This is a genomic window from Microcoleus sp. PH2017_08_TRC_O_A, from assembly GCF_020738665.1.
In the GTDB taxonomy this organism is placed as follows: domain Bacteria; phylum Cyanobacteriota; class Cyanobacteriia; order Cyanobacteriales; family Microcoleaceae; genus Microcoleus.
This window is the reverse complement of the sequence record NZ_JAEQCE010000006.1, coordinates 50,766-70,816: the sequence shown is the minus strand read 5'-3', so window position 1 is coordinate 70,816 and position 20,051 is coordinate 50,766. Positions and strand designations below refer to the sequence as shown.

Here is a 20,051-nt window from a genome sequence, read left to right as displayed (position 1 = left end):
CGCGATCGATTTTCCCCCAAGTTTTCAGGGCATCCCAGAAACCCGGTATCTTCAAAAATACCGGGTTTGTTGTTGCGGAATAGGCAGGAGAACCGAATTTGAGTAAGATGCGTTGAGTATGCTTTAGTTTTATGTTTATGCGAATTCCGATTATTGCATTTTTGAGTTTGGCGCAGGTGGCTGGTGGGGAATTGGCGGCGCGGGCGATCGATCTGGGTGTCGTACCGACTGAGGTGGAGGTTAGAGAAGGAACCGCAGAGGCGCAGAGGGAGGAGGATGAGGTAATTGGTGATAACTTAACGTCAAACCCACCGTCTCTCTTGTTTGTAGCCGAGTCTCGATCCCCCCTAACCCCCCTTAATAAGGGGGGGACAAGAGATATTCTCAAAGTCCCCCTTAATCAGGGGGGGACAAGAGATATTCTCAAAGTCCCCCTTAATCAGGGGGGGACAAGAGATATTCTCAAAGTCCCCCTTATTAAGGGAGATTTAGGGGGATCTAGACTCGACTACAAGCGACATTTATTATCGGTTTCAGTCTTAAGTTCTCATCAATCCGATGAGGTGAGTGCAATTGTGCGGGATTTGCCAACATCTGATGAGATTGCTGTTGCTCCTGAAGTTCGATCGCCCTCAGCCCAGGACGATCGCCATAAAGATTTTACATCTCTGTTACCAACTGCGGGGACGATCGCCACCAAAGCCGAAATCCCGGAAGCAGTCAACGGCAACGCGCAACAGCTAGGCGGTACTCTACCAATCAGTCAAGGGAGAAATGTTGAGGGCGTTTACGTTGCAGAGGTGAAAATTCGCTTTGTTAATTCCCGAGGCGAAGCTGTTGATAAAAAAGGGAATCCGATTAAGGGGAGAATTTCGGAAGATTTTATCCGAGGCGAGCTCAAACTCAAGGTGGGGGATAATTACAGCCAGCAAGTTGTACAACTCGATTTACAACAGTTGCAACAGTTGGGATTGTTTGACAAGGTGACGGTTTCTACTGAAGAAGTTGGGACGGATATTAATGTAATTTACAATGTCGAAGAGCGATCGGCTCGTTCTGTTGGGGCGAGTGTCACTTTGAGTGATGATGTTGGTGTGGCTGTTCCTCTTTCCTATGTCGATCGCACTTTCGGCACAAACGGCCAGCGGTTGTCGGTGGAAATTCAGCCCAGCCTCCGAGGTGTGGAGTACGATGTGCGGTTTGTCAGCCCTTACGTTGCGGCCGATGACCGTTTGGGATACAGTGTGAGAGCTTTTGGCGATCGCAGAATCTCGGAAATTTTCAACAAGGATATTAATTTGCCCAATGGCGATCGAGTTCGAGAAATTCGGATGGGCGGAAATCTCGCTGTTACGCGGCCTTTGGGCGATTGGCGGGGAACTTTGGGACTGAATTATACCAATATCAGCACGCGCGATCGCAATTTAAATCTTGCCCGCCGGGACGTACTCGGCAATCCTCTCACATTCAGCGGTGCGGGTGTTGACGAATTGTATACTGTTTCTTTTGGCGCTACGCTCGATCGGCGAAACAATCCATTCAACCCAACCAGCGGCTCGATTCTCAGCCTCAGTACAGAACAGTCGATACCTCTCGGACGCGGCAACATTGTGAGCAACCGACTGTTAGCAAATTATATACAATATGTACCAGTAACTTTGCTGGGCATCAGCGAGTCGGAAGCTTTGCCAGAAATGTTGGCTTTTAATCTGCAAGGGGGGACGGTAATTGGAGATTTGCCACCGACGGAAGCGTTTCGCCTGGGCGGCCGCAATTCTGTGCGGGGTTACGACGGCGGGGAAATTGGCAGCGGGCGGAGTTATTTTTTGGCTTCCGGCGAGTATCGGTTTCCGGTTGGTAGGGATGTGGGTGGCGTGATATTTGTTGATTTTGCGTCGGATTTGGGAACGGGTGACAGCGTGTTGGGAAAACCGGCGGTAGTCAGGGATAAACCTGGGACTGGGGCGGGTGTTGGTTTGGGTGTTAGAGTGCGATCGTCCTTGGGATTAATTCGCTTGGATATGGGTGTCAGCGATGACGGGGAAATCAAATTTGTACTCGGTACAAAACAGCGATTTTAAATAGTTGATAGTTGTAGGGGCGGTGCCCCCGTGCCCGCCCTCTTCGTTGACAGTTGACGATAAAGGTACAAAGGTACGTTGTTGCGCTTCAGCGCTCTTTCCTGATATTTATGAAGAGCGCTGAAGCGCAACAACGTACCTAATTTGTTTTAGGCAATTGAAAATTGCTATATTTAGGCTCGTAACTGCTTAACGCTTTGGTTTCTTGATATCCATCAGTTTCGGTTTCACCGCCGGAGTGCGCGGGTAAAACTTAAACTTATTGAGCGCCGCACTTGCCGATTTGGCCACACCGCTATCTGTATCTCGCAAAGCTCTTTGCAAGAGCGGAATCACTTTTTCAGACTTAATCATTGCTAGTGCTTCCACAGCAGCTTCGCGCACTTCCGGGTTGAAATCTTGAGCTAATTTACCCAAGGTTTCTATGGCTCGCTGACCATCGGTTCTCAAAGCATTAGCCGCACCCATTTTACCTAAAGCAGACGCTGCAAATTTGCGAGTTTCTGTGTCCTGACTTTGAACGCATCCCATCAACTGCGCCACCGATGAGTAGTTTGGTGTTTGTCTGGGAGATTCAAGCGTTTGTCTGATTTCGAGTTGTTCTAAATCAATTGATTGTGGTTCGGAAAATTCTGTGTAATTTAACTCTTGTTCAACTTCAGGTTGATTGAACTCAGGTTGATTGAACTCAGGTTGATTGAACTCACTTGATGGTTCTTCTTGCCAAACTTCTTGTTGTGGTAAATCCGATGTAAATTCTGTTGGATTTAACTGACTGAACTGTTGCTCCGGGATTTCTTGTTGTTGTACATTACTCTCGTATTGCTCTTGCAAAGACCTGATAGTAGCTTGCATCTGAGCTTCGCGAGCTTGAAACTGCTCGTGAGCGGCTTGCAACTGACTTTCGTATTGCTGTTGCAAAGCCTCCGTCGTTGATTGTATGTCAACTTCGCTGTTCCCATATTGCGAGGCAGCTTGTCTCAATTGAATTTCGTGTTGTTTTTGCAGGTTTTGAAAATGTTCATCCATCTGAGCTTGATAACTGTCATGCAATTCGTCAGAAAGTGTGAGTATATGACGTTCGTGTTCGGCTTGCAAAGATTGTATATTTTCCTGAAGCCTAGCATTGTGAGCGGCCTCTAATTCCTGGGTGAATTGTCGCATCTGCTGCTCGTGGGCGCCTGCAACTTGTTGGAGCCGATCGCGTTCTGCTAGAACTTGTTGGAGTCGATTTTCGTATTGAGTCGCAACTTGTTGAATCTGATTTTCGTATTGAGTTGTAACTTGTCTGAGTAAATTTTCGTGTTCAACAGTAGCGCTTCTAAACCGATCTTCTCCTTCTCGGTGTGGAGATTCGGTAGTTTGTTGCATTCGAGATATCTGAGCTAGTTCTATATCCTGAGCTATTCTGCGAGTTTGCAGCAAGTGTTCTTGCTTTTGCTTGTGCAACCGCTTTTCCACTAACCAGTAAGCCGCTGCTATCCCCGCCAAAAAACCTACGATCGCTCCTATGATTTCCACAACTGAGCTCCTCCGGACAATATAGTGATGCTGGACTTTTTACAATTTAACCATACAGCCGGGAAGTCCCGCGCTCTACCTGTACAATCCGTGAGCGTCGGGCTCAAAGGCGAGCGAGTTGACGATTACAGCCGAGCCGCACAACGCGCAGCGTTTGAGGTTTGAGGCTTGATGAGAAAACGAGCCAACTTATTGACAACCGCAAAATCCTTGTGTTAATTTTTTACCAGAAATGCCGATAGCCGATAAATGCCGAAAGCTTACAAGTTCCGAATCTATCCCAGCGCCCACCAGCAACAGTATTTTGCTGGCGCTTTTGGTTGTTGTCGATGGTTTTGGAACTATAGTTTGAATAAGAGCCAAGTAACCTACAAGGAAACGGGTAAGGGATTGAGCAGATTGGCTATTCAAGGTATGCTACCAGCGCTCAAGAAGGAATACCCTTGGTTGAAAGATGGGGCATACTCACAAAGCTTGCAAGTAGTAGCACTGAATCTATCAACTGCTTACAAAAACTTCTTTGAGAAACGTGGTGGGTTTCCTAGCTTCAAATCCAAGCACAACAGGCAATCTGTCAGCTATCCCCAGAATGTGAAAATTCTGGAGGACACTATAAAATTTCCGATTATTGGTGAAGTCAAAGCCAAGATTCATCGCCAGTATGATGGCACGATCAAAACTGTAACGGTATCCCAAAACCGAGATGGTTCGTATTTTGCATCGGTACTTGTTGATGATAAAATTGTCACTCCAGATGCTAATCTCGAAGGAAAAGCAATTGGCTTAGATGTTGGGCTAACTGATTTCTTGGTCACGTCTAACGGCTCTAAGTACAAGCATCCTAAAGCAACCGCTAAACATCGTAAAAATCTGAAGCGCAAGCAACAGAAGCTAAACCGAAAAGTCAAAGGCAGTAACCGACGGAATAAAGCCCGGAAGTTAGTAGCCAAGGTGAATTCTAAAATCAAAAGAGTGCGTGAGGATTTTCTGCACAAGCTATCCCGCAAGATAGTCAACGAAAACCAAGTAATTGTAGTAGAAGATCTAAATATCAAAGGAATGGTAAGAAACCATTGCCTAGCCAAAGCTATCTCTGATGCTGGCTGGGGAATGTTTGGAACAATGCTTAAGTATAAAGCCGAGGCAGAAGGCAAGGTCTATTTAGAGATTGACCGATTCTTTCCTAGCTCCAAAACTTGTAACCATTGCTTGTTCAAAGTTTCTAAAATGAATTTGAAAATACGCCAATGGAAATGTCCTAAGTGTGATTCTGTGAATGATAGAGATATCAACGCAGCGCTAAACATTAGAGACGAAGGCTTGCGGTTTTTGGCGTTGGGAATCAGCGCTACTGCCAGTGGACGCAATGTAAGTCAACCCGGAAGAATCTCGGTTCTTTCGGATGCTGTTGCGGTGGAAGCTGGAAGCCCACTCTCTACCGCAAGGTGAGAGTTGGGTAATTCACCCATATAGCCTCCTATAACCGCCCAAGAGCAGCAGCCAGACTGTCACTCCCAGCCAGTGAATCACCACCGCAGGCCAGATGGAACCGATGAGCAGGTATGCGATGGAGCACGCTACTCCCAAAACAGCGGCGAGTAGCAAAAACACGGGATTCTTGACATACCTCCTCGTCCTGAAGGAGCGAGGATTCCTTGACGCTTCACAGCAATGTGCTACCGAAGTAGTCTTACCCTCGCTCTGCGTCCGTTTAGAGTCTCCCAATGCCCTGTGGCGACTATGTTTCATTGTACTCAAGCCTAAAGCTTATTGTCTTCAGGGATGTAGTTAAACATTGCCCCTCGGAACTGTCTAGGTACGCTCTCATCGTAGCTATTTCAACGTGTCTTGAGCCTGTAGACTTCTCTATTTTAGCACAAAGCCGTCCTAAAAGGACGGGGTTTTAAACCCATTTTTCTGATAAAGGTCGATCGACCGATCGGATAAAAAGTCAGTGCGTTGAGCGGGTGGTAAACTACAAACAGCACCAAACTGGAGCATCCCCAAAACCACAGCATTAGCCCAGAAGGGTTCTCAAAAGCGTGCGGGAGCATTAACACGCGGAAAAAAACTTCCTCAGTCAGCCCCGGACTTAACAAACAGCCCGCGAGCACGCCCGCAATTATCGGCCCGGAGGTTTGCACGTCTACTTTGATAAATCCCGACCAAAAACCGATGGGAAGTGCGATCGCGCTATAAACTAGCACCAGCAGAGCTACAACCAGCCAATCGGTGAAATCGGGAATAGTTAAAAAAGCGTGGGTGAGGCGGCGTGCTAGCAAGTCGAAGGGAAGAAGCGAGAATAAAGAGAGAAAAGGAAGCATTTCAGTTTTGCTTTTATAGTGCGAGCGTCCCCGCTCGCTTGGTTCTATCAACAAGCGAGCGGGGACAGCACTCAAACACAAAAAATGCTTTTTACAACAATGAGATACTACCGTTTATTTTAAAGCTTTTAATCGATCGAATAACTGAGCAACTTTGGTCAAATCTTTATCTCCCGGCGCTATTTCTACGCCGCTCGAAAGGTCAACACCGCTGAAGTTATTGCCGATCGCGCGATCGATCGCATTTAAAATATTATCCGGTGTTAAGCCGCCCGCCAGCAGCCAAGGACAAGCTGGTTTAAACTCTGCTAACATCATCCAATCTATAGTTTTGCCAGTACCGCCAAGTTGAGCCGGATGGTAAGCATCCAACAGTAAAGTATCGACACGCAGGGCGTAAATTGCAGCGGTGGCTAACGTTTCATGACTCTTAACTCTCAAAGCTTTGATAATTTCAATTCCCGGCAAAAACTCGCGCAGCCGATCGCAATATTCCGCTGTTTCATCTCCGTGCAGTTGCACCCCACTTAAATTTGACTCTGCCGTTACTTGACAGATATTTTCTATTGTGGTATTTGCAAACACGCCAATGCGATCGACATTTTCCGGCAACTGTTCGACAATCAGGCGAATGGTTTCGGGGCTGACATAGCGCGGGGAAGCGGGTACGCAGATAAACCCCAAAGCTTGGGCTCCCAAACGGGCGATCGCCATTCCCTGGTCTAATTTAGTGATTCCGCAAATTTTTACCCGCACTCTTTTTCCTCTGTGCTGAATTTGTATCAAAATATAAACGAATTGTTAACTATTAAAACAAATCTTAGTTTAATGCAAAATACTTTTTATAATTTTCTAAATCAATTAATCTGTGAAATCCGGAGCATATAAACATGATTAACTCATCTTTGCTGTTAGCCGTACCATCTGCCACTGCCTTAACGGTGGAGTGGACACCAATGGTAGGACTGACAATGATTATATGCAACTTGCTGGCGATCGCGATCGGCTACTACGGCATCAACAAACAAAACCGAGGCAAGGGCCCAGCTTTACCCGTTGCAGTCCCTGGAATGTTCAAAGGCTTCGGCATCCCAGAATTGCTGGCCACAACCAGCTTGGGCCACTTGCTCGGGGCAGGAGTAATCTTGGGCTTGGGTAACGCCGGAGTGCTTTAAAAATCACGGTTTGGGAAAGGCAAGGGTTTGAAAAGATATAATAGAAATTCATTCTTCCTCTCCTTTCCCAGGAAACTTTCATGCAGACAGGTTGGCGAATCGGCTCTTTATTTGGCATCCCGCTACTCATAGATTATTCGTGGTTTATAATTTTAGCCCTAGCAACCCGCGAATACGCCAGCAGTTACCGATTGTGGGGATCTGCGCTCTCCTGGAGTGCCGGGTTCGCAATAGCTTTGCTACTATTTGCTTCCGTACTGTTGCACGAATTAGGGCACAGCTTGGCGGCGATGTCGCAAGGCATTAAAGTTAATTCTATTACTCTATTCTTATTTGGCGGAGTAGCTTCGATCGACTCTGAATCAAAAACTCCGGGTCAAGCTTTTCAAGTAGCTATTGCTGGCCCTCTCGTCAGCTTTGCGCTGTTTTTAATCCTCGGTTTGGGTTCTCAAGTTTTCCCCCAGACAAGTTTGCTATCAATTATTACAGAAAAAGTAGCAGTAATCAATCTAGTTTTGGGATTATTTAACTTGATTCCCGGGCTGCCTTTGGACGGAGGACAAGTTTTAAAAGCAGCAATTTGGAAAATCACTGGTTCTCGATTTGCCGGCGTGCGTTGGGCTGCAAAAACAGGACAAATTTTGGGTTGGTTGGCTGTTGCTTTCGGTGTCAGTTTATGTTTGTTAGCGCGCCAGTACGGCGGTTTGTGGATGGCGCTGATCGGCTCTTTTGCGATTCGGAATGCTAGTAGCTACAGTCGCTTTACTTCGTTGCAAGAAGCGCTGCTCAAAACTAAGGCCGCCGATGCAATGAGCCGCGAGTTTCGAGTTGTCGATGCAAATTTGAGTTTGCGAGAATTTGCCGATCGCTATTTGCTAGAAGTCAATCCGTTTCCATTTTACATCGCTGCGACCAACGGGCGGGATTTGGGCTTAGTGTCGATCGACGATATCCGCTGCACAGAGCGCAGTCAGTGGCAAATTCAGACTTTGCACAACATTTTGCAACCCCTGGAAAAAACCCCCACAGTCTCCGAAAAAGCATCCATTGCAGAAGTAATTAACAGCATGGAAGCCCGCCAACTCCCGCGAATCCTCGTCCTTTCGTCCATTGGTGCAGTCGTAGGGACGATCGATCGGGGCGACGTGATGAAAGTTATGGCAAAATACCTCAAACCCAAGATTTCCGAAGCTGATATCAAGCACAGCAAAGAAGAAAACAGTTATCCGCAGGGATTGCAGTTAAGTGCGATCGCTAAAACCGTACAAGAAAATTAATTTAAAATGGGGCATCAATAATCCAGATTAGTCACAATTTCAGGTTTCATTCAGTTGACAGTTGACAGTTGACAGTTGACAGCTTGATAGCTTGATAGCTTGATAGCTTGATAGCGACATCTACCTAGAAGGAAGAGAATTGGAATAATGAATAGTCTTCTTTTTTTAAAGTTATCCCGATGGGGGGAGAGGCTTTAAACCAATTATTTCTGCTAAATAGGCGTGCATAAATAAACTCAACCTAAAAAGCTAATTTCCTTGCTGTCAGGAACTTATGACCCACGGTATTGTTCTGTTAATTATGACCGCCTACATAGCACATTTTTTTGTCCAAGATGGTTAAAACAAAAATTCTTATGCCCAATCTTTTTAAGATATTTCATCAATTGGGAGAGAAACGTTGTAGTTGGAAAAAGTTAAGTTTTTCCTTACCCTTCGCTGATTTACAACCTCTTGCCGTCACCTGCATTGTCGTGACAGGAACTCTCTTAGGAGTGCGACATTTAGGTTGGTTGCAGCCCTTGGAATTGAAGGCTTTTGACTTGATGGTACAGTTGCGCCCCGATGCAGGCCCTGACCCGAGGTTGCTAGTAGTGACAGTCACAGAACTGGACATTCATACTTTTAAGAAATGGCCAATCTCTGATGGAGTTTTAGCGAAGGCGATCGCCTCCATAGCGCGTCTCGAACCCGTCGCTATTGGTCTGGATATAATCCGCGATATCCCCTACGAACCAGGAAACGCAGAATTGGCAGCTCAATTCACAAACCCCAAACTCATCCCGATTACTTTCATCGGCAAGTCAGAGTACGATCGCGCTCTACCACCTCCCAACATACCCAAAGCACGGATAGGATTTAACGATTTAGTAATCGATCCAGACGGCATAATTCGCCGGAGCTTGATCTTTCGTTCCAACGGACAATCCACTCTCAGCTCATTTGCGCTCCGGCTGGCTTTCAAATATATTGACAGTAAAAAAATTCCTTCAACACTCACAAAAGATCAAGAAATAAAAGCAGGAAACACAGTCTTTTCGCGACTGCGATCGGACTCAGGAGGTTATCAGACAATTGACACTGGAGGCTATCAAATCTTGCTCAATTATCGCTCTCCTGAAAATACGGCAAAAACCGTGACACTCACTCAAGTTTTGGAGGGAAAACTAGACCCCGAATTGGTGAAGGGTAAAATAGTGATAATCGGGGTTACAGCCCCAACTACAAAAGATGTCTTTTCTACCCCTTACAGCGCCACTGCCAGCGACAACCGCATGATGCCTGGAGTCTTTATTCATGCAGCGGCAACTAGCCAAATTATTAACGCAGCTTTAGATGGCAAAAATCTATTTTGGTTTTGGGATGAATGGCAAGAAATGCTCTGGATAGCTGTTTGGGGAGCAGTTGGCGGCTGTTTAGCTTGGCGGCTAGAAAATACGATCAATTTCATAGTCAGCGCGATCGCGCTTGGCTGCATATTATGGGGATTCACATTTTTTCTATTCACTCAACAGGGGTGGATATCACTGGCCTCACCGACACTAGCACTTTCGATCGCCCCAGCAGTTATCATCACATACAAGTACCAGCAGTCAAAGCAGCAGCAAGAAATTGTGATGAAATTATTAGGACAGCAAACCTCACCGGCGATCGCCAATGCCCTGTGGAAAGAGCGCGTCCATCTCCTCCAGTCGGGCCTATTGCCGGGGCAAAGACTAACTGCTACAATGATCCTGACAGACTTACAGGGCTTTAGCACTATTTCCGAAAAATTATCCCCAGAAGTAGTAATGCCTTGGTTAAATGAATATTTATCAGCAATGGCCGAGGAAGTGCAAAAACATCATGGGGTGATTAATAAATTTACTGGAGATGGAATGCTGGCTGTATTTGGTGTTCCTATCCCCCGCACAACTCCCGAAGAAATTGCCGAAGATGCTCGCCTTGCGGTATCTTGCGCCCTAGCTATAAGTGCGTGCTTACCAGCCCTGAATCAAAGTTGGATCGATCGCGGTTTGCCGTCGGCAAAAATGCGAGTCGGAATTTTTACAGGGCCGATAATGGTGGGCAGTTTGGGAGGCAAAACCCGTTTAGAATATGGAGTAATCGGCGATAGTGTCAATATCGCTTCTCGCCTGGAAAGCTGTGAAAAAGATCGGCAAGAGGACACCTGCCGCATTTTAATTGCCGAAGAAACCTTAGTGCATATTCAAGGAAAATTTGAGGTAGAATCTTGGGGAGCTTTACCTTTAAAAGGCAGGGAGCAAAAAGTTAATGTCTATCGCGTCTTGGGAGGAGAAAGATCGTCCAAGTAAAAATAGACAACATATCTTACAAACATCATGCAAATCCTAGAAAAAAAATGACTAAATTTACACTAAAATCCCTCGTCTTTAGTTCCATATTGTTGATAGGAGCATTTAATGCTTGCCAATTTGCAAGTGTGGGACAGCCAACGCCAGATAATGTGGGCCAGCCGCGCAATACTGTACCGGGAGGGCCGCGCTTCGCTCAGCCCCGTGAAGATATGGAGCAATCGCCCCCTCGATCGCCCAGATCGACGACGCGCGGTAACTGTCGCAACAGCGAGCTAAATGCAATAAATCTCACAGGCTTAGTCCCTCAAAATAAAATCTCACGAACTGTTTCCGAATATCCAACATTCTTTTTCTACTTGCCTCCAACAAGGGCGGAATCAGCCGAATTTATCCTACTAGATCCAAGCGGCAAGCAGATTTATAAACAGACTCTCAAAGTTGCCAATTTATCAGGAGTAATCGGCGTTAGTATCCCCGCTAACAAGAATGTGCCTCCCTTGGAAGTAGGCAAAAAATACACTTGGAATTTTACAGTGATTTGCGAGGCTGAAGAGAGATCTGCCGATCTGCTCGAAATTGGTACTATACGGCGAGTTGATCTCAGTGCAGATATCCGCAGTGAATTAGAAAAGGCAGATCCGCGGCGGAAAACAGCTATTTATGCTGAAAATGGGATTTGGCAAGATGCTCTCAGCAATTTAGCTGCTGCTCGTCGCGATCGCCCTTCGGATACAATGCTGGATGCTGATTGGGAAAGCTTGCTAGATGCAGTGAAATTGACCAAAATTGCCAAACAGCCGATCGTCCAAGTGCAAACTGAGCCAAAACCATAAGCTCTACAGCATTTAAATTTAACTTTTTGGGTGTTGCCAAGAGCGCCCACCCCACAAGCATGATACCAAAAATCTTTTGTGGAACGGCCATCTTGGCTGTTCCCAAAAGATGAGGTACGTTGTTGGGCTTCAGCCCTCTTAGTAACAGTATTCGTAGGGTGCGTCGCCACCAACAATCCCTCAAAAAAATCGACAATTTCACGGCATCGACCTGTAGGAGATTACAGATTAAATTCTATAGAATTCTTTCAGCTATCAACAAATAGATTTTTTTTGAGTCAATTCCCAAATATCCTCCCATTCCTCCTCCGAAAGTGGCCGCACCTCCAAATCAATATCAAAACAGCGACAAGCCGCCGCACTCAAAGCATCAATTACAGTTGCAATCAAATCATCTCTCCCTTCAGATAGAGGTAATTTCACAGGAATTAATTCCTCCCCAAAAACCTGAGAAAACAAACCAATATCCGGCTGCAAACGCATCGAACCATGCTGCAAAATAGCATCACCACGGCGCAATTGCGCGCTACCAATTAACTTGCAGCCATCAACCGTCACCAAATCCGCACCCGTCGCCGTACCAAAACAATTGGGATTGTGAATGTAACCGCGCCCAGCTTCCCCGTAGTGCAAATCCACACCGATCGCCCGCCAACCTTCAATCAAAAACTCGCATATAGTGTGATAAGCTTTCAAGCGGCTGCTCTCAAATCCCGACGCCACAACTGCATAAGTCAAATCCCCTTGGTGGAGCACAGCGCGCCCACCGCTAGGGCGTCTCACCAACTCCAGAGGCTGTCCCTCCCAAGATAGCTGCTGCCAAAATTCCGGCCAGCGCTGCTGGTGGTAGCCCAAGGAAATCGCCGTCGGTGCCCAGGTGTAAAATCGCAGAGTTGGCGGATTTTTCCCCGCTAGATGCTTTTCTAGCAGCCATTTGTCGATCGCCATCTGCACCCTACCAGACGCGGACAGCAGCGGAATTAAACGCCATACAGAATTAGCCATCAGTCCCCATTCCTGAGTTTATACTCAATAAGTTCGCAGGATGTTTTAAAATTAGAAACAGTTTTTTGTGCCTGTCTTTTAATTTGGTGCAAGTTTAACGCCCGCCCGTGCTTTAAAAATAATCAGGAAAAATCATCGTACAACCATGAGCAACAGTGTAATTGTCATTAACGACGAAAAATTTGAAACAGAAGTCCTGAAAGCAGAGCAACCAGTGCTTGCCTATTTTTGGGCATCTTGGTGCGGGCCTTGCAAACTCATCGCGCCCTCGATCGACTGGATGGCTGCCAACTACAGCGACCTAAAAGTGGTTAAAATGGAAATTGACCCCAATCCTGTTACTGTCAAACAGTATAAAGTAGAAGGAGTTCCAGCACTCAGACTGTTTAAAAATGGCGAAGTAGTCCTTTCCCACGAAGGAGCTATTACCAAACAAACATTGCTCGGTTTGCTAGAAGGTCACTTATAAAATTTTGAAATGATTCGGGAGTTTCCAACTCCCCACCCACAACTAGATCCATCCCCAATAAATTTTCAACATCTCTCCTTTCTCTTCAATCTCTCTCTTCCTCTGCGCCCTCTGCGCTCTCTGCGGTTAAAAAAAAATGTCTGAAAAACATCAAAAATAATCAGTTTTCAGCAATTTTAAATGATTGATTAATATCAAGAAAAATACAAAAAATATGCAATTTGCCAAACGTTTACAACCCCTAAAATTTAATGTATTTGCCGATATGGATCGGGCAAAAGCTCTAGCAAGAGCCGCCGGACAAAATGCGATCGACTTGTCTCTGGGTTCTTCCGATTTGCCTGCGGCTGCTCACATTACAGATGCGATCGCCAATTCCCTATCAGATCCTAGCACCCACGGCTATTTACTGTTTAACGGAACCCGCTCTTTCCGGGAAGCAGCAGCTTCCTGGTACGAGCAAAAATTTGGGATTTGGGTCGATCCAGAAACAGAAGTGCTGCCGTTAATTGGTTCCCAAGAAGGCACCGCGCATATGCCTTTAGCTGTGCTCAACCCCGGAGATTTTGCTTTGCTGCTAGATCCGGGCTATCCTTCCCACGCGGGAGGTGTGTATTTGGCGGGCGGTCAAATTTACCCGATGCCCCTACTAGCAGAAAATCAGTTTTTGCCTGTTTTTGAAGATATTCCGATGCCCGTCTTGGCTCAGTCGAAGATGATGGTTTTGAGCTATCCTCACAATCCTACAACTGCGATCGCCCCGCTGGCATTTTTTGAGAAAGCAGTGAATTTTTGTCGCCAACACGAGCTCGTTTTAGTTCACGATTTCCCCTATGTCGATTTGGTGTTTGACGATTCCGTAGGGGCGGTGGATGGTGCGTGCCCGCCCTCCGATATCCAGGAATTTCGTAAATTGATGGCGCCGTCGATTTTTCAAGCCGATCGAGATAAGAGTGTGGCGATCGAGTTTTTCACGCTATCAAAATCCTACAATATGGGAGGCTTTCGAGTTGGATATGCGATCGGCAATCCCGAACTAATTACAGCCCTGCGACAAGTAAAAGCCGCCGTAGACTTCAACCAATATCTAGGGATTTTGAACGGAGCCAGCGCGGCATTAACGGGCCCCCAAGATAGCGTCACCACCAGCGTCGAAACCTTCAGAAAACGCCGGGATACCTTTGTAAATGCGCTAAGGGCGATCGGCTGGGAAGTGCCCGTACCCCCCGCCACCATGTACGTTTGGGCGAAACTACCAGCACCTTGGGCGTCGGATTCGGTGAAATTTTGCACTCAGCTAGTACAGAGTACAGGAGTCGCAGCATCCCCCGGCGCCGGTTTCGGGAAATCAGGAGAAGGCTACGTGCGATTTGCCTTAGTTGAGTCACCTGAAATTTTGGAAGCAGCGGTTAGAAAAATTGCGGAATTTCTCAATTAATTGCTCAGTTAAAAAGATTGTATTCATGCACTCTCCTCTCTTGAAATTATCTGCGTTTATCTGCGTTTATCTACCTATATCTGCGGTTAATTTATCAATCCAAGATTTATTAAATCATCTCGTGCCGGCTCAATTAACCGCAGTAAGATTCGTTCGTAGTGCGGACTTCAGTCCGCAGCCTGAGTATAAGTAGATGAAACTAACGAAAAATTACCAATTCTTAAAAGTAGCCCTACTTATGAGAATTGGTATAAGCTGAAACTGCTAGAACTGAGGCACACCTAATCAGAAACCGGGTTTTTCACAAAAAAACTTCGTTACAGCCAATCAAAACCCTAAAAACCCGGTTTCCAGCAGTCGGAATGCGTAAGTATTCTCTCGTTATCTCTACCTAACGGAATAGATATTTACCAGTAATATCTGTCACAATTTATGTTGAAATGTTAAGGTGAGACATCTTGGGAATTGCCAGTTCCGCTCACCCACTCTAAAAATCCTTGAAATGAACTCTGTCGGGGTAGCGATTGTTCTGTAGCTGCGATCGCACATCCCAAAAATACCACGCTTCCCAAAATTGCCAGTAACGGAAAATGCTTGCCCAGCCCAAAGTCCCGCTGAAGGCGAGCTAACGGCCTGCTCTCGCGCCTGAGCATCTTTCCCACCGTCAGTTGTTTGAGACTAAAAGGATCGCGGACAAAATGGCCGCTCCAGCTAATTACCATATGAGAATGGCAGTGGGGACAGGTGAATAGTCCGCTGACCATTCCGACTGGGCCCACGACGCTGGAACGGTTGCAAATCGGGCAAGTGACAGAATGAGTGTTATAGGTGGGAGCGTTCATAACTGCTTTTCTTGAGTAAAAAACCAACAACCAATTGAGAGCCTGCGTTAACGCCTAGGGCATATACCTTCATAGGCACTTTATCCTTAATTCCTAGTTTACAGCGGCGATCGGGTCGATCGGAGCTCACTGCTTGGGAAAACTTTCAAATTGCCAATCTCGTAACGAGTGCAAATCGGGAACACAGGTGAGATTGTATTGCAGCGGAGTAACGGTAATTTTATTGTCGCGAATAGCTTGTACGTCTGTAGGAATATCATGCCAAACTGCCGATTCGGAGGTTTCTTCCACATCTTCTAACAATTCCCCAGCCAGCCAATAATAAGTTTTGCCGCGCGGATCGGTGCGCTTTTGAAATATGTCGAAATAGCGGCGAATGCCTTGACGGGCGATCGCAACTCCGGTAATTTCTGCTTGTGAGACTGCTGGTATGTTGACATTCAACAGTGTCGGTTTTGGCATTGGCTGTTTTTCCAACTGTCGTAGCAAGGTGACAGCGAAATCCACTGCCGGCCCAAATTCCTGCGAAGTATAGCTGGCGAGGCTGAAAGCAATGCTGGGAATGCCTTCCATAATTCCTTCCATCGCAGCCGAAACCGTCCCCGAACAGATGATGTCCGTGCCTAAATTCGGCCCGTGGTTGACGCCAGCAAGGACAAAATCGGGCGGTTTGTCAAGTAAAGCCCACAAAGCTAGTTTAACGCAGTCGGCGGGAGTACCCGAACAAGCCCAAGCTTTGACGGCGGGATCAAAAACAGATTCGACAATTTCGGCGCGAATGGGTTGGTGCAATGTCAAGCCGTGTCCGGTAGCGGAGCGCTCTCTGTCGGGACAAACAACGCTCACAGAGTGACCGGCGGCGGTGAGAGCGTTGGCGAGGCTGCGGATGCCTTGTGCAAAGATGCCGTCGTCGTTGCTAATTAAAAGTTTCATTGAAATTTTTAGAGGCCTGAGAATAATCTTAAACTAGATTCAAGTAGGGCGATCGGTTTTACTTGCAATTATCTATTACCTATTACGCATTAAGCAGCCACCGGGTGCATCTCAGTTTTGCTTTTAACAGTGCTGTCCCCGCTCGCTTGGTTCTATAAGCAAGCGAGCGGGGACAGCACTGTTGTAAAAAGAAATGTTTTTTGCAAACAAAAATGAGATGCTCCCCAGCGATCAATCTAAAATCTACAAGTCAGCCACACCAAAATTGCGCTAAACTCAGCTTGGCCCAAAATCGCCATCAATCTAAAATCTAAAACCTAAAATCTAAAATCAAAATGACTGTCCAGCTCAGCGACATTGAAACTCAACTAGAAACCCTGGGCCAAGAGTCCAAAAGTGCGATCGCAACTGCGAATACCCTCGAACAACTCGAACAGTTGCGCGTCGGCTACCTAGGCAAAAAAGGCCAACTCTCTCAAATTTTAGGCATGATGGGGAAACTGTCAGCCGATCAGCGGCCAAAAGTAGGCGCGATCGCCAATACTGTAAAAGAAGCCCTACAAGCCGACTTAGAAGACAAGCGCGCCGCCCTCCAAAACGCCCAAATTGAAGCCAAATTAGCCTCAGAAACCCTCGATGTCACCATGCCGGGGATTTTTCGCCCCCAAGGCAGAATTCACCCCTTAAACGCCGTCATAGACCGCGCTCTCGATATCTTTGTCGGCCTGGGCTATACCGTCGCCAACGGCCCGGAAATGGAAACAGATTATTACAACTTCGAGGCGCTGAACACTCCGCCCGATCACCCGGCGCGGGATATGCAAGATACATTTTACCTGCCCGGTGGCGACTTGCTGCGGACTCAAACATCCTCGGTGCAAATTCGCTACATGGAACAGCACAAACCGCCGATTCGGATTGTCTCACCCGGCCGCGTTTACCGCCGCGATACTGTTGATGCTACTCACGCGGCAGTATTCCACCAAATTGAACTTTTAGCTATTGGTGAAAATCTGACATTTACTGACTTGAAAGGCACAATTAAAGAGTTTTTGCGACAAATGTTCGGGCAAGATTTGCCGATTCGTTTCCGCACGAGTTACTTTCCGTTTACAGAACCTTCTGCTGAAGTTGATTTGCAGTGGAACGGCAAATGGCTGGAAGTTTTGGGCTGCGGTGTAGTAGATCCTAATGTTCTTAAAGGAGTCGGTTTAGATCCAGAAAAGTATACTGGATTTGCAGCCGGTTTTGGGGTGGAGCGGTTCGCTATGGTACTTTATGAAATTGATGACATTCGCCGGGTTTATGCTAGCGATTTACGATTTTTGCGGCAGTTTTAAGTAGTGGCTTGAGGTCGGTTTTACTCTGAAGGTACGTTGTTGCGCTTCAGCGCTCTTTAGCTAATATTAGAAAGAGCGCTGAAGCGCAACAACGTACCTAATTTGTCTGACGACAATAAAACCGCCCTGGGTTTTACTCTGACTGTAGGGGTTTTGGTTAATGTAGATCGATGTTTTGAGTTTCGATCGACCTGACAAGGCGAAAAAACCTAATATCCTGTCCGAAGAGAGCGAGCGCGGTCATCTTGGTTTGTAGTGAGGACTAAAGTCCTCGGGAAAAGAAGGACTAAAGTCCTCACTACAAACCTACTGAGTATGATTTATTTTCTACTTGCTAAAAGCACCTTTGATACTGTCAACAGCGCGCTCCACAGCATTCTTTGTGTTATCTACTGCTTTCTGTGTGCGAGCTGAATCTTCTTCTGCTCTTTTCTCAATTGTAGCTGCATCTTTCTTGGCTTTGCGCTCGACTACACTACCATCTTCTGATGCTCGATCGACTTTAGCAGCATTTGTCTTGGCTGTTTCCTTCACCTTCTCTTCTGTATCTCGGATGAAGTTCTTGGCTCTTCCGGTATCTGTGCTGGCTTTGTCTTGAACTTTATCGCCTATATCTGCTGCTGCGATCGAGCTTACAGTAGGAGAGGCCATTGCTGCGGTGTTCGAGAAAAACGCACCCTGCCAAACAAATGCCATCGCTGACACGCAAAGCACAGTTGCAGCTATCCAGCGCCCTACCGTCGAAAGCCGTTTGGTAAAATAATTCAGTTTCATAGAATACAAAATGAGATATAACATCCTATTTGTACTCGATTTGGGCGATCGGCTAAACCATTCTCCAGATAGAGGTTATCCTGCGCCCACTTCTTAGAATAAATCCGTCTTTTGATAGATTGAAGCAAAAAACGTCAGTCGATTTGAGATTTGAGATTTGACTCCACAGCCGAGATTTGGGGATTCAACACTCTATTTTAGATTTGTTATTTGCTATTCAAAAATTGACTCCACAGCCGCGATTAGGGGACTTCAACTAATGCTAGCGATTGGCGCTCTTTGCGGTAATTTTAAGGTAAAGTGCGATCGCCTGCCACACATGTGAACTGTAGACGGTTGACTCTTCCCCTCTCCCCCTCTCCCTCTCTCCCTCTCGCCTTCTCGGGTTCTACCATAACGAGCAATTTACAGGTGCAGCAGCTTAATTTTTCCTCGCTTAAATCTTACGCTGCATTAATTTATACAAATAAAAATTGACTTGCAGGCAGTATTCTGTTATAGACAGTATTTTTCTGGAAGACAAATCGCTTTTTTTGCTATATTGACCAGCAATAAAGATAATGGTTTTGATTAGATTGAGGAGTTGAACGGATGAAAAACTTGAATTGCTGGAACAAACCCGCTGCATTGCTGGGTGCGATCGCCATTGTAGCCGGAAGTGTGCAGGCGACTGCGATCGGTGTTGCCACCTCACCAGCATCCACTACCAGTCAGGATGCTGAAAAAATTTCCTTTGAAGATAGCGCCACCTTTCAAATCGCCCAAGCTGACACCCTTTGCCGCAAAGTAACTCCCAAAGAAGGTTTGACAGTTCGCCAGAACCCAGACCCCAAATCCGTGAGAGTTGGCGGTGTAGCCATGAATACTCAGGTAACGCTGTTCCAAGGCGCTACTTCTGTTAAAGCCTCCGACGGCCGCCTCTGGATTCAAATTACCGCTCCCGTAAAAGGGTATATAGCTACCGGATACCCGAACAACGAGGCTAATTTAGCTTCGTGCACAATTAGTCAAGCTCCTTCCCCAAGTCCAGCACCAGCACCAGCACCTGCACCTGCGCCTGCACCAGCACCTGCACCAGCACCTGCACCAGCACCTGCACCAGCGCCAGCGCCAGCGCCTGCACCAGCGCCAGCACCAGCGCCAGCACCAGCACCAGCACCTGCACCTGCACCTGCACCTGCACCAGCACCTGCACCAGCACCTGCACCTGCGCCAACACCAGCGCCAGCACCTGCGCCAGCACCTGCGCCAACACCCGCACCAACAACGGGCCCCGTCAGCCTGTGCCGCCAAGTAGAACCTCGCGTAGCACCGAAAGGTCTGGCTATTCGTGCGGAGCCTTCAAAGACTGCGACAGTTAAAGGCGGCGTACCCGCTAACGGTCAAGTAACGCTTGTGCCGAATTTCCAGTTAGTCAAAGATAAGAATGGAGAAGACCGCAATTGGGTTGAGATTTCAGCCCCTGTTCCGGGATTCATCTCGGCTGGAAACTTGATCATGTGCAAGTAAACTTCTGAGTTCTATCAGATCGAATTTGGTTTGTAGTGAGGACTTTAGCCCACATTCAAGAAGGACTAAAGTCCTTACTACAAACCTTGCAAGCAAGAAGGACTAAAGTCCTTACTACAAACCTTGCAAGTAAGAAGGACTAAAGTCCTTACTACAAACCTTGCAAGCAAGAAGGACTAAAGTCCTTGCTACAAACCTTGCAAGTAAGAAGG

At 46.8% G+C, this 20,051-nt stretch carries 18 protein-coding genes; 10 read left to right on the top strand and 8 right to left on the bottom strand.

Going from position 1 to position 20,051, the window contains the following annotated elements; translation table 11 throughout:
* Nucleotides 1–137 precede the first annotated feature (137 nt).
* The gene (locus tag JGK22_RS03475; protein ID WP_293312338.1) at nucleotides 138–2,081 is read left to right on the top strand and encodes a BamA/TamA family outer membrane protein; all 1,944 of its coding nucleotides are present in this window, start codon (nucleotides 138–140) and stop codon (nucleotides 2,079–2,081) included.
* A gap of 189 nt (nucleotides 2,082–2,270) precedes the next feature.
* On the opposite strand, the gene JGK22_RS03470 is transcribed toward JGK22_RS03475, so the two are convergent.
* Entirely contained in the window at nucleotides 2,271–3,602 is a 1,332-nt protein-coding gene (locus tag JGK22_RS03470; RefSeq protein WP_293187178.1) for a HEAT repeat domain-containing protein, read from the bottom strand.
* Nucleotides 3,603–3,851: 249 nt separating this feature from the next.
* Between JGK22_RS03470 and JGK22_RS03465 the strand changes: the two genes are divergently transcribed.
* Nucleotides 3,852–5,051, top strand: coding sequence for an RNA-guided endonuclease TnpB family protein (locus JGK22_RS03465; RefSeq protein WP_293204848.1), 1,200 nt, complete (start codon nucleotides 3,852–3,854; stop codon nucleotides 5,049–5,051).
* Nucleotides 5,052–5,063: 12 nt separating this feature from the next.
* Here the strand turns inward: JGK22_RS03465 and JGK22_RS03460 are convergent, their stop codons facing one another.
* The 3 genes from JGK22_RS03460 to JGK22_RS03450 form a co-directional block, all read right to left on the bottom strand.
* A complete protein-coding gene (locus JGK22_RS03460) occupies nucleotides 5,064–5,213 on the bottom strand; it encodes a hypothetical protein (protein ID WP_293204846.1) in 150 nt (49 codons plus the stop codon).
* A gap of 260 nt (nucleotides 5,214–5,473) precedes the next feature.
* A complete protein-coding gene (locus JGK22_RS03455; protein ID WP_293312336.1) occupies nucleotides 5,474–5,926 on the bottom strand; it encodes a CPBP family intramembrane metalloprotease in 453 nt (150 codons plus the stop codon).
* Nucleotides 5,927–6,040: 114 nt separating this feature from the next.
* A complete protein-coding gene (locus tag JGK22_RS03450; RefSeq protein WP_293177822.1) occupies nucleotides 6,041–6,682 on the bottom strand; it encodes a phosphoribosylanthranilate isomerase in 642 nt (213 codons plus the stop codon).
* Between the two features lie 134 nt (nucleotides 6,683–6,816).
* On the opposite strand from JGK22_RS03450, the gene psaK reads away from it, so the two are divergent.
* The 4 genes from psaK (at nucleotide 6,817) to JGK22_RS03430 (ending at nucleotide 11,529) form a co-directional block, all read left to right on the top strand.
* Nucleotides 6,817–7,101: a photosystem I reaction center subunit PsaK gene (psaK, locus tag JGK22_RS03445; protein WP_293177824.1), complete on the top strand. Its 285-nt coding sequence runs from the start codon at nucleotides 6,817–6,819 to the stop codon at nucleotides 7,099–7,101.
* 80 nt (nucleotides 7,102–7,181) lie between these two features.
* Nucleotides 7,182–8,378, top strand: a complete 1,197-nt coding sequence (locus tag JGK22_RS03440) for a site-2 protease family protein (protein WP_293312334.1) — start codon at nucleotides 7,182–7,184, stop codon at nucleotides 8,376–8,378.
* A 356-nt stretch (nucleotides 8,379–8,734) separates the two neighbouring features.
* Nucleotides 8,735–10,693: an adenylate/guanylate cyclase domain-containing protein gene (locus JGK22_RS03435; protein WP_293204840.1), complete on the top strand. Its 1,959-nt coding sequence runs from the start codon at nucleotides 8,735–8,737 to the stop codon at nucleotides 10,691–10,693.
* Between the two features lie 47 nt (nucleotides 10,694–10,740).
* The gene (locus JGK22_RS03430; protein ID WP_293177831.1) at nucleotides 10,741–11,529 is read left to right on the top strand and encodes a DUF928 domain-containing protein; all 789 of its coding nucleotides are present in this window, start codon (nucleotides 10,741–10,743) and stop codon (nucleotides 11,527–11,529) included.
* 255 nt (nucleotides 11,530–11,784) lie between these two features.
* On the opposite strand, the gene JGK22_RS03425 is transcribed toward JGK22_RS03430, so the two are convergent.
* Nucleotides 11,785–12,534, bottom strand: coding sequence for a biotin/lipoate A/B protein ligase family protein (locus JGK22_RS03425; RefSeq protein ID WP_293193475.1), 750 nt, complete (start codon nucleotides 12,532–12,534; stop codon nucleotides 11,785–11,787).
* 145 nt (nucleotides 12,535–12,679) lie between these two features.
* Between JGK22_RS03425 and JGK22_RS03420 the strand changes: the two genes are divergently transcribed.
* Together JGK22_RS03420 and JGK22_RS03415 are read left to right on the top strand one after the other, a co-directional pair.
* A complete protein-coding gene (locus JGK22_RS03420) occupies nucleotides 12,680–13,003 on the top strand; it encodes a thioredoxin family protein (protein ID WP_293196559.1) in 324 nt (107 codons plus the stop codon).
* A gap of 214 nt (nucleotides 13,004–13,217) precedes the next feature.
* Nucleotides 13,218–14,441 (top strand): LL-diaminopimelate aminotransferase, encoded by a 1,224-nt coding sequence (locus JGK22_RS03415; protein ID WP_293312332.1) that lies wholly within the window; start codon nucleotides 13,218–13,220, stop codon nucleotides 14,439–14,441.
* Between the two features lie 443 nt (nucleotides 14,442–14,884).
* On the opposite strand, the gene JGK22_RS03410 is transcribed toward JGK22_RS03415, so the two are convergent.
* Both JGK22_RS03410 and surE read right to left on the bottom strand, forming a co-directional pair.
* Entirely contained in the window at nucleotides 14,885–15,283 is a 399-nt protein-coding gene (locus tag JGK22_RS03410; protein WP_293152109.1) for a hypothetical protein, read from the bottom strand.
* Nucleotides 15,284–15,409: 126 nt separating this feature from the next.
* Nucleotides 15,410–16,216 carry a 5'/3'-nucleotidase SurE gene (surE, locus tag JGK22_RS03405; RefSeq protein ID WP_293196557.1) on the bottom strand — a complete coding sequence of 269 codons (807 nt, stop codon included), beginning with the start codon at nucleotides 16,214–16,216 and terminating at the stop codon, nucleotides 15,410–15,412.
* Nucleotides 16,217–16,551: 335 nt separating this feature from the next.
* Here surE and pheS point away from each other — a divergent pair, with 335 nt between their 5' ends.
* Nucleotides 16,552–17,556, top strand: a complete 1,005-nt coding sequence (gene pheS, locus JGK22_RS03400; protein ID WP_293193472.1) for a phenylalanine--tRNA ligase subunit alpha — start codon at nucleotides 16,552–16,554, stop codon at nucleotides 17,554–17,556.
* Nucleotides 17,557–17,883: 327 nt separating this feature from the next.
* Here pheS and JGK22_RS03395 read toward each other — a convergent pair whose 3' ends face one another.
* Complete coding sequence (locus JGK22_RS03395; RefSeq protein WP_293312330.1) at nucleotides 17,884–18,330, bottom strand: hypothetical protein; 447 nt, start codon at nucleotides 18,328–18,330, stop codon at nucleotides 17,884–17,886.
* A 591-nt stretch (nucleotides 18,331–18,921) separates the two neighbouring features.
* On the opposite strand from JGK22_RS03395, the gene JGK22_RS03390 reads away from it, so the two are divergent.
* Nucleotides 18,922–19,839 (top strand): SH3 domain-containing protein, encoded by a 918-nt coding sequence (locus JGK22_RS03390; protein ID WP_293191201.1) that lies wholly within the window; start codon nucleotides 18,922–18,924, stop codon nucleotides 19,837–19,839.
* Nucleotides 19,840–20,051 lie beyond the last annotated feature (212 nt).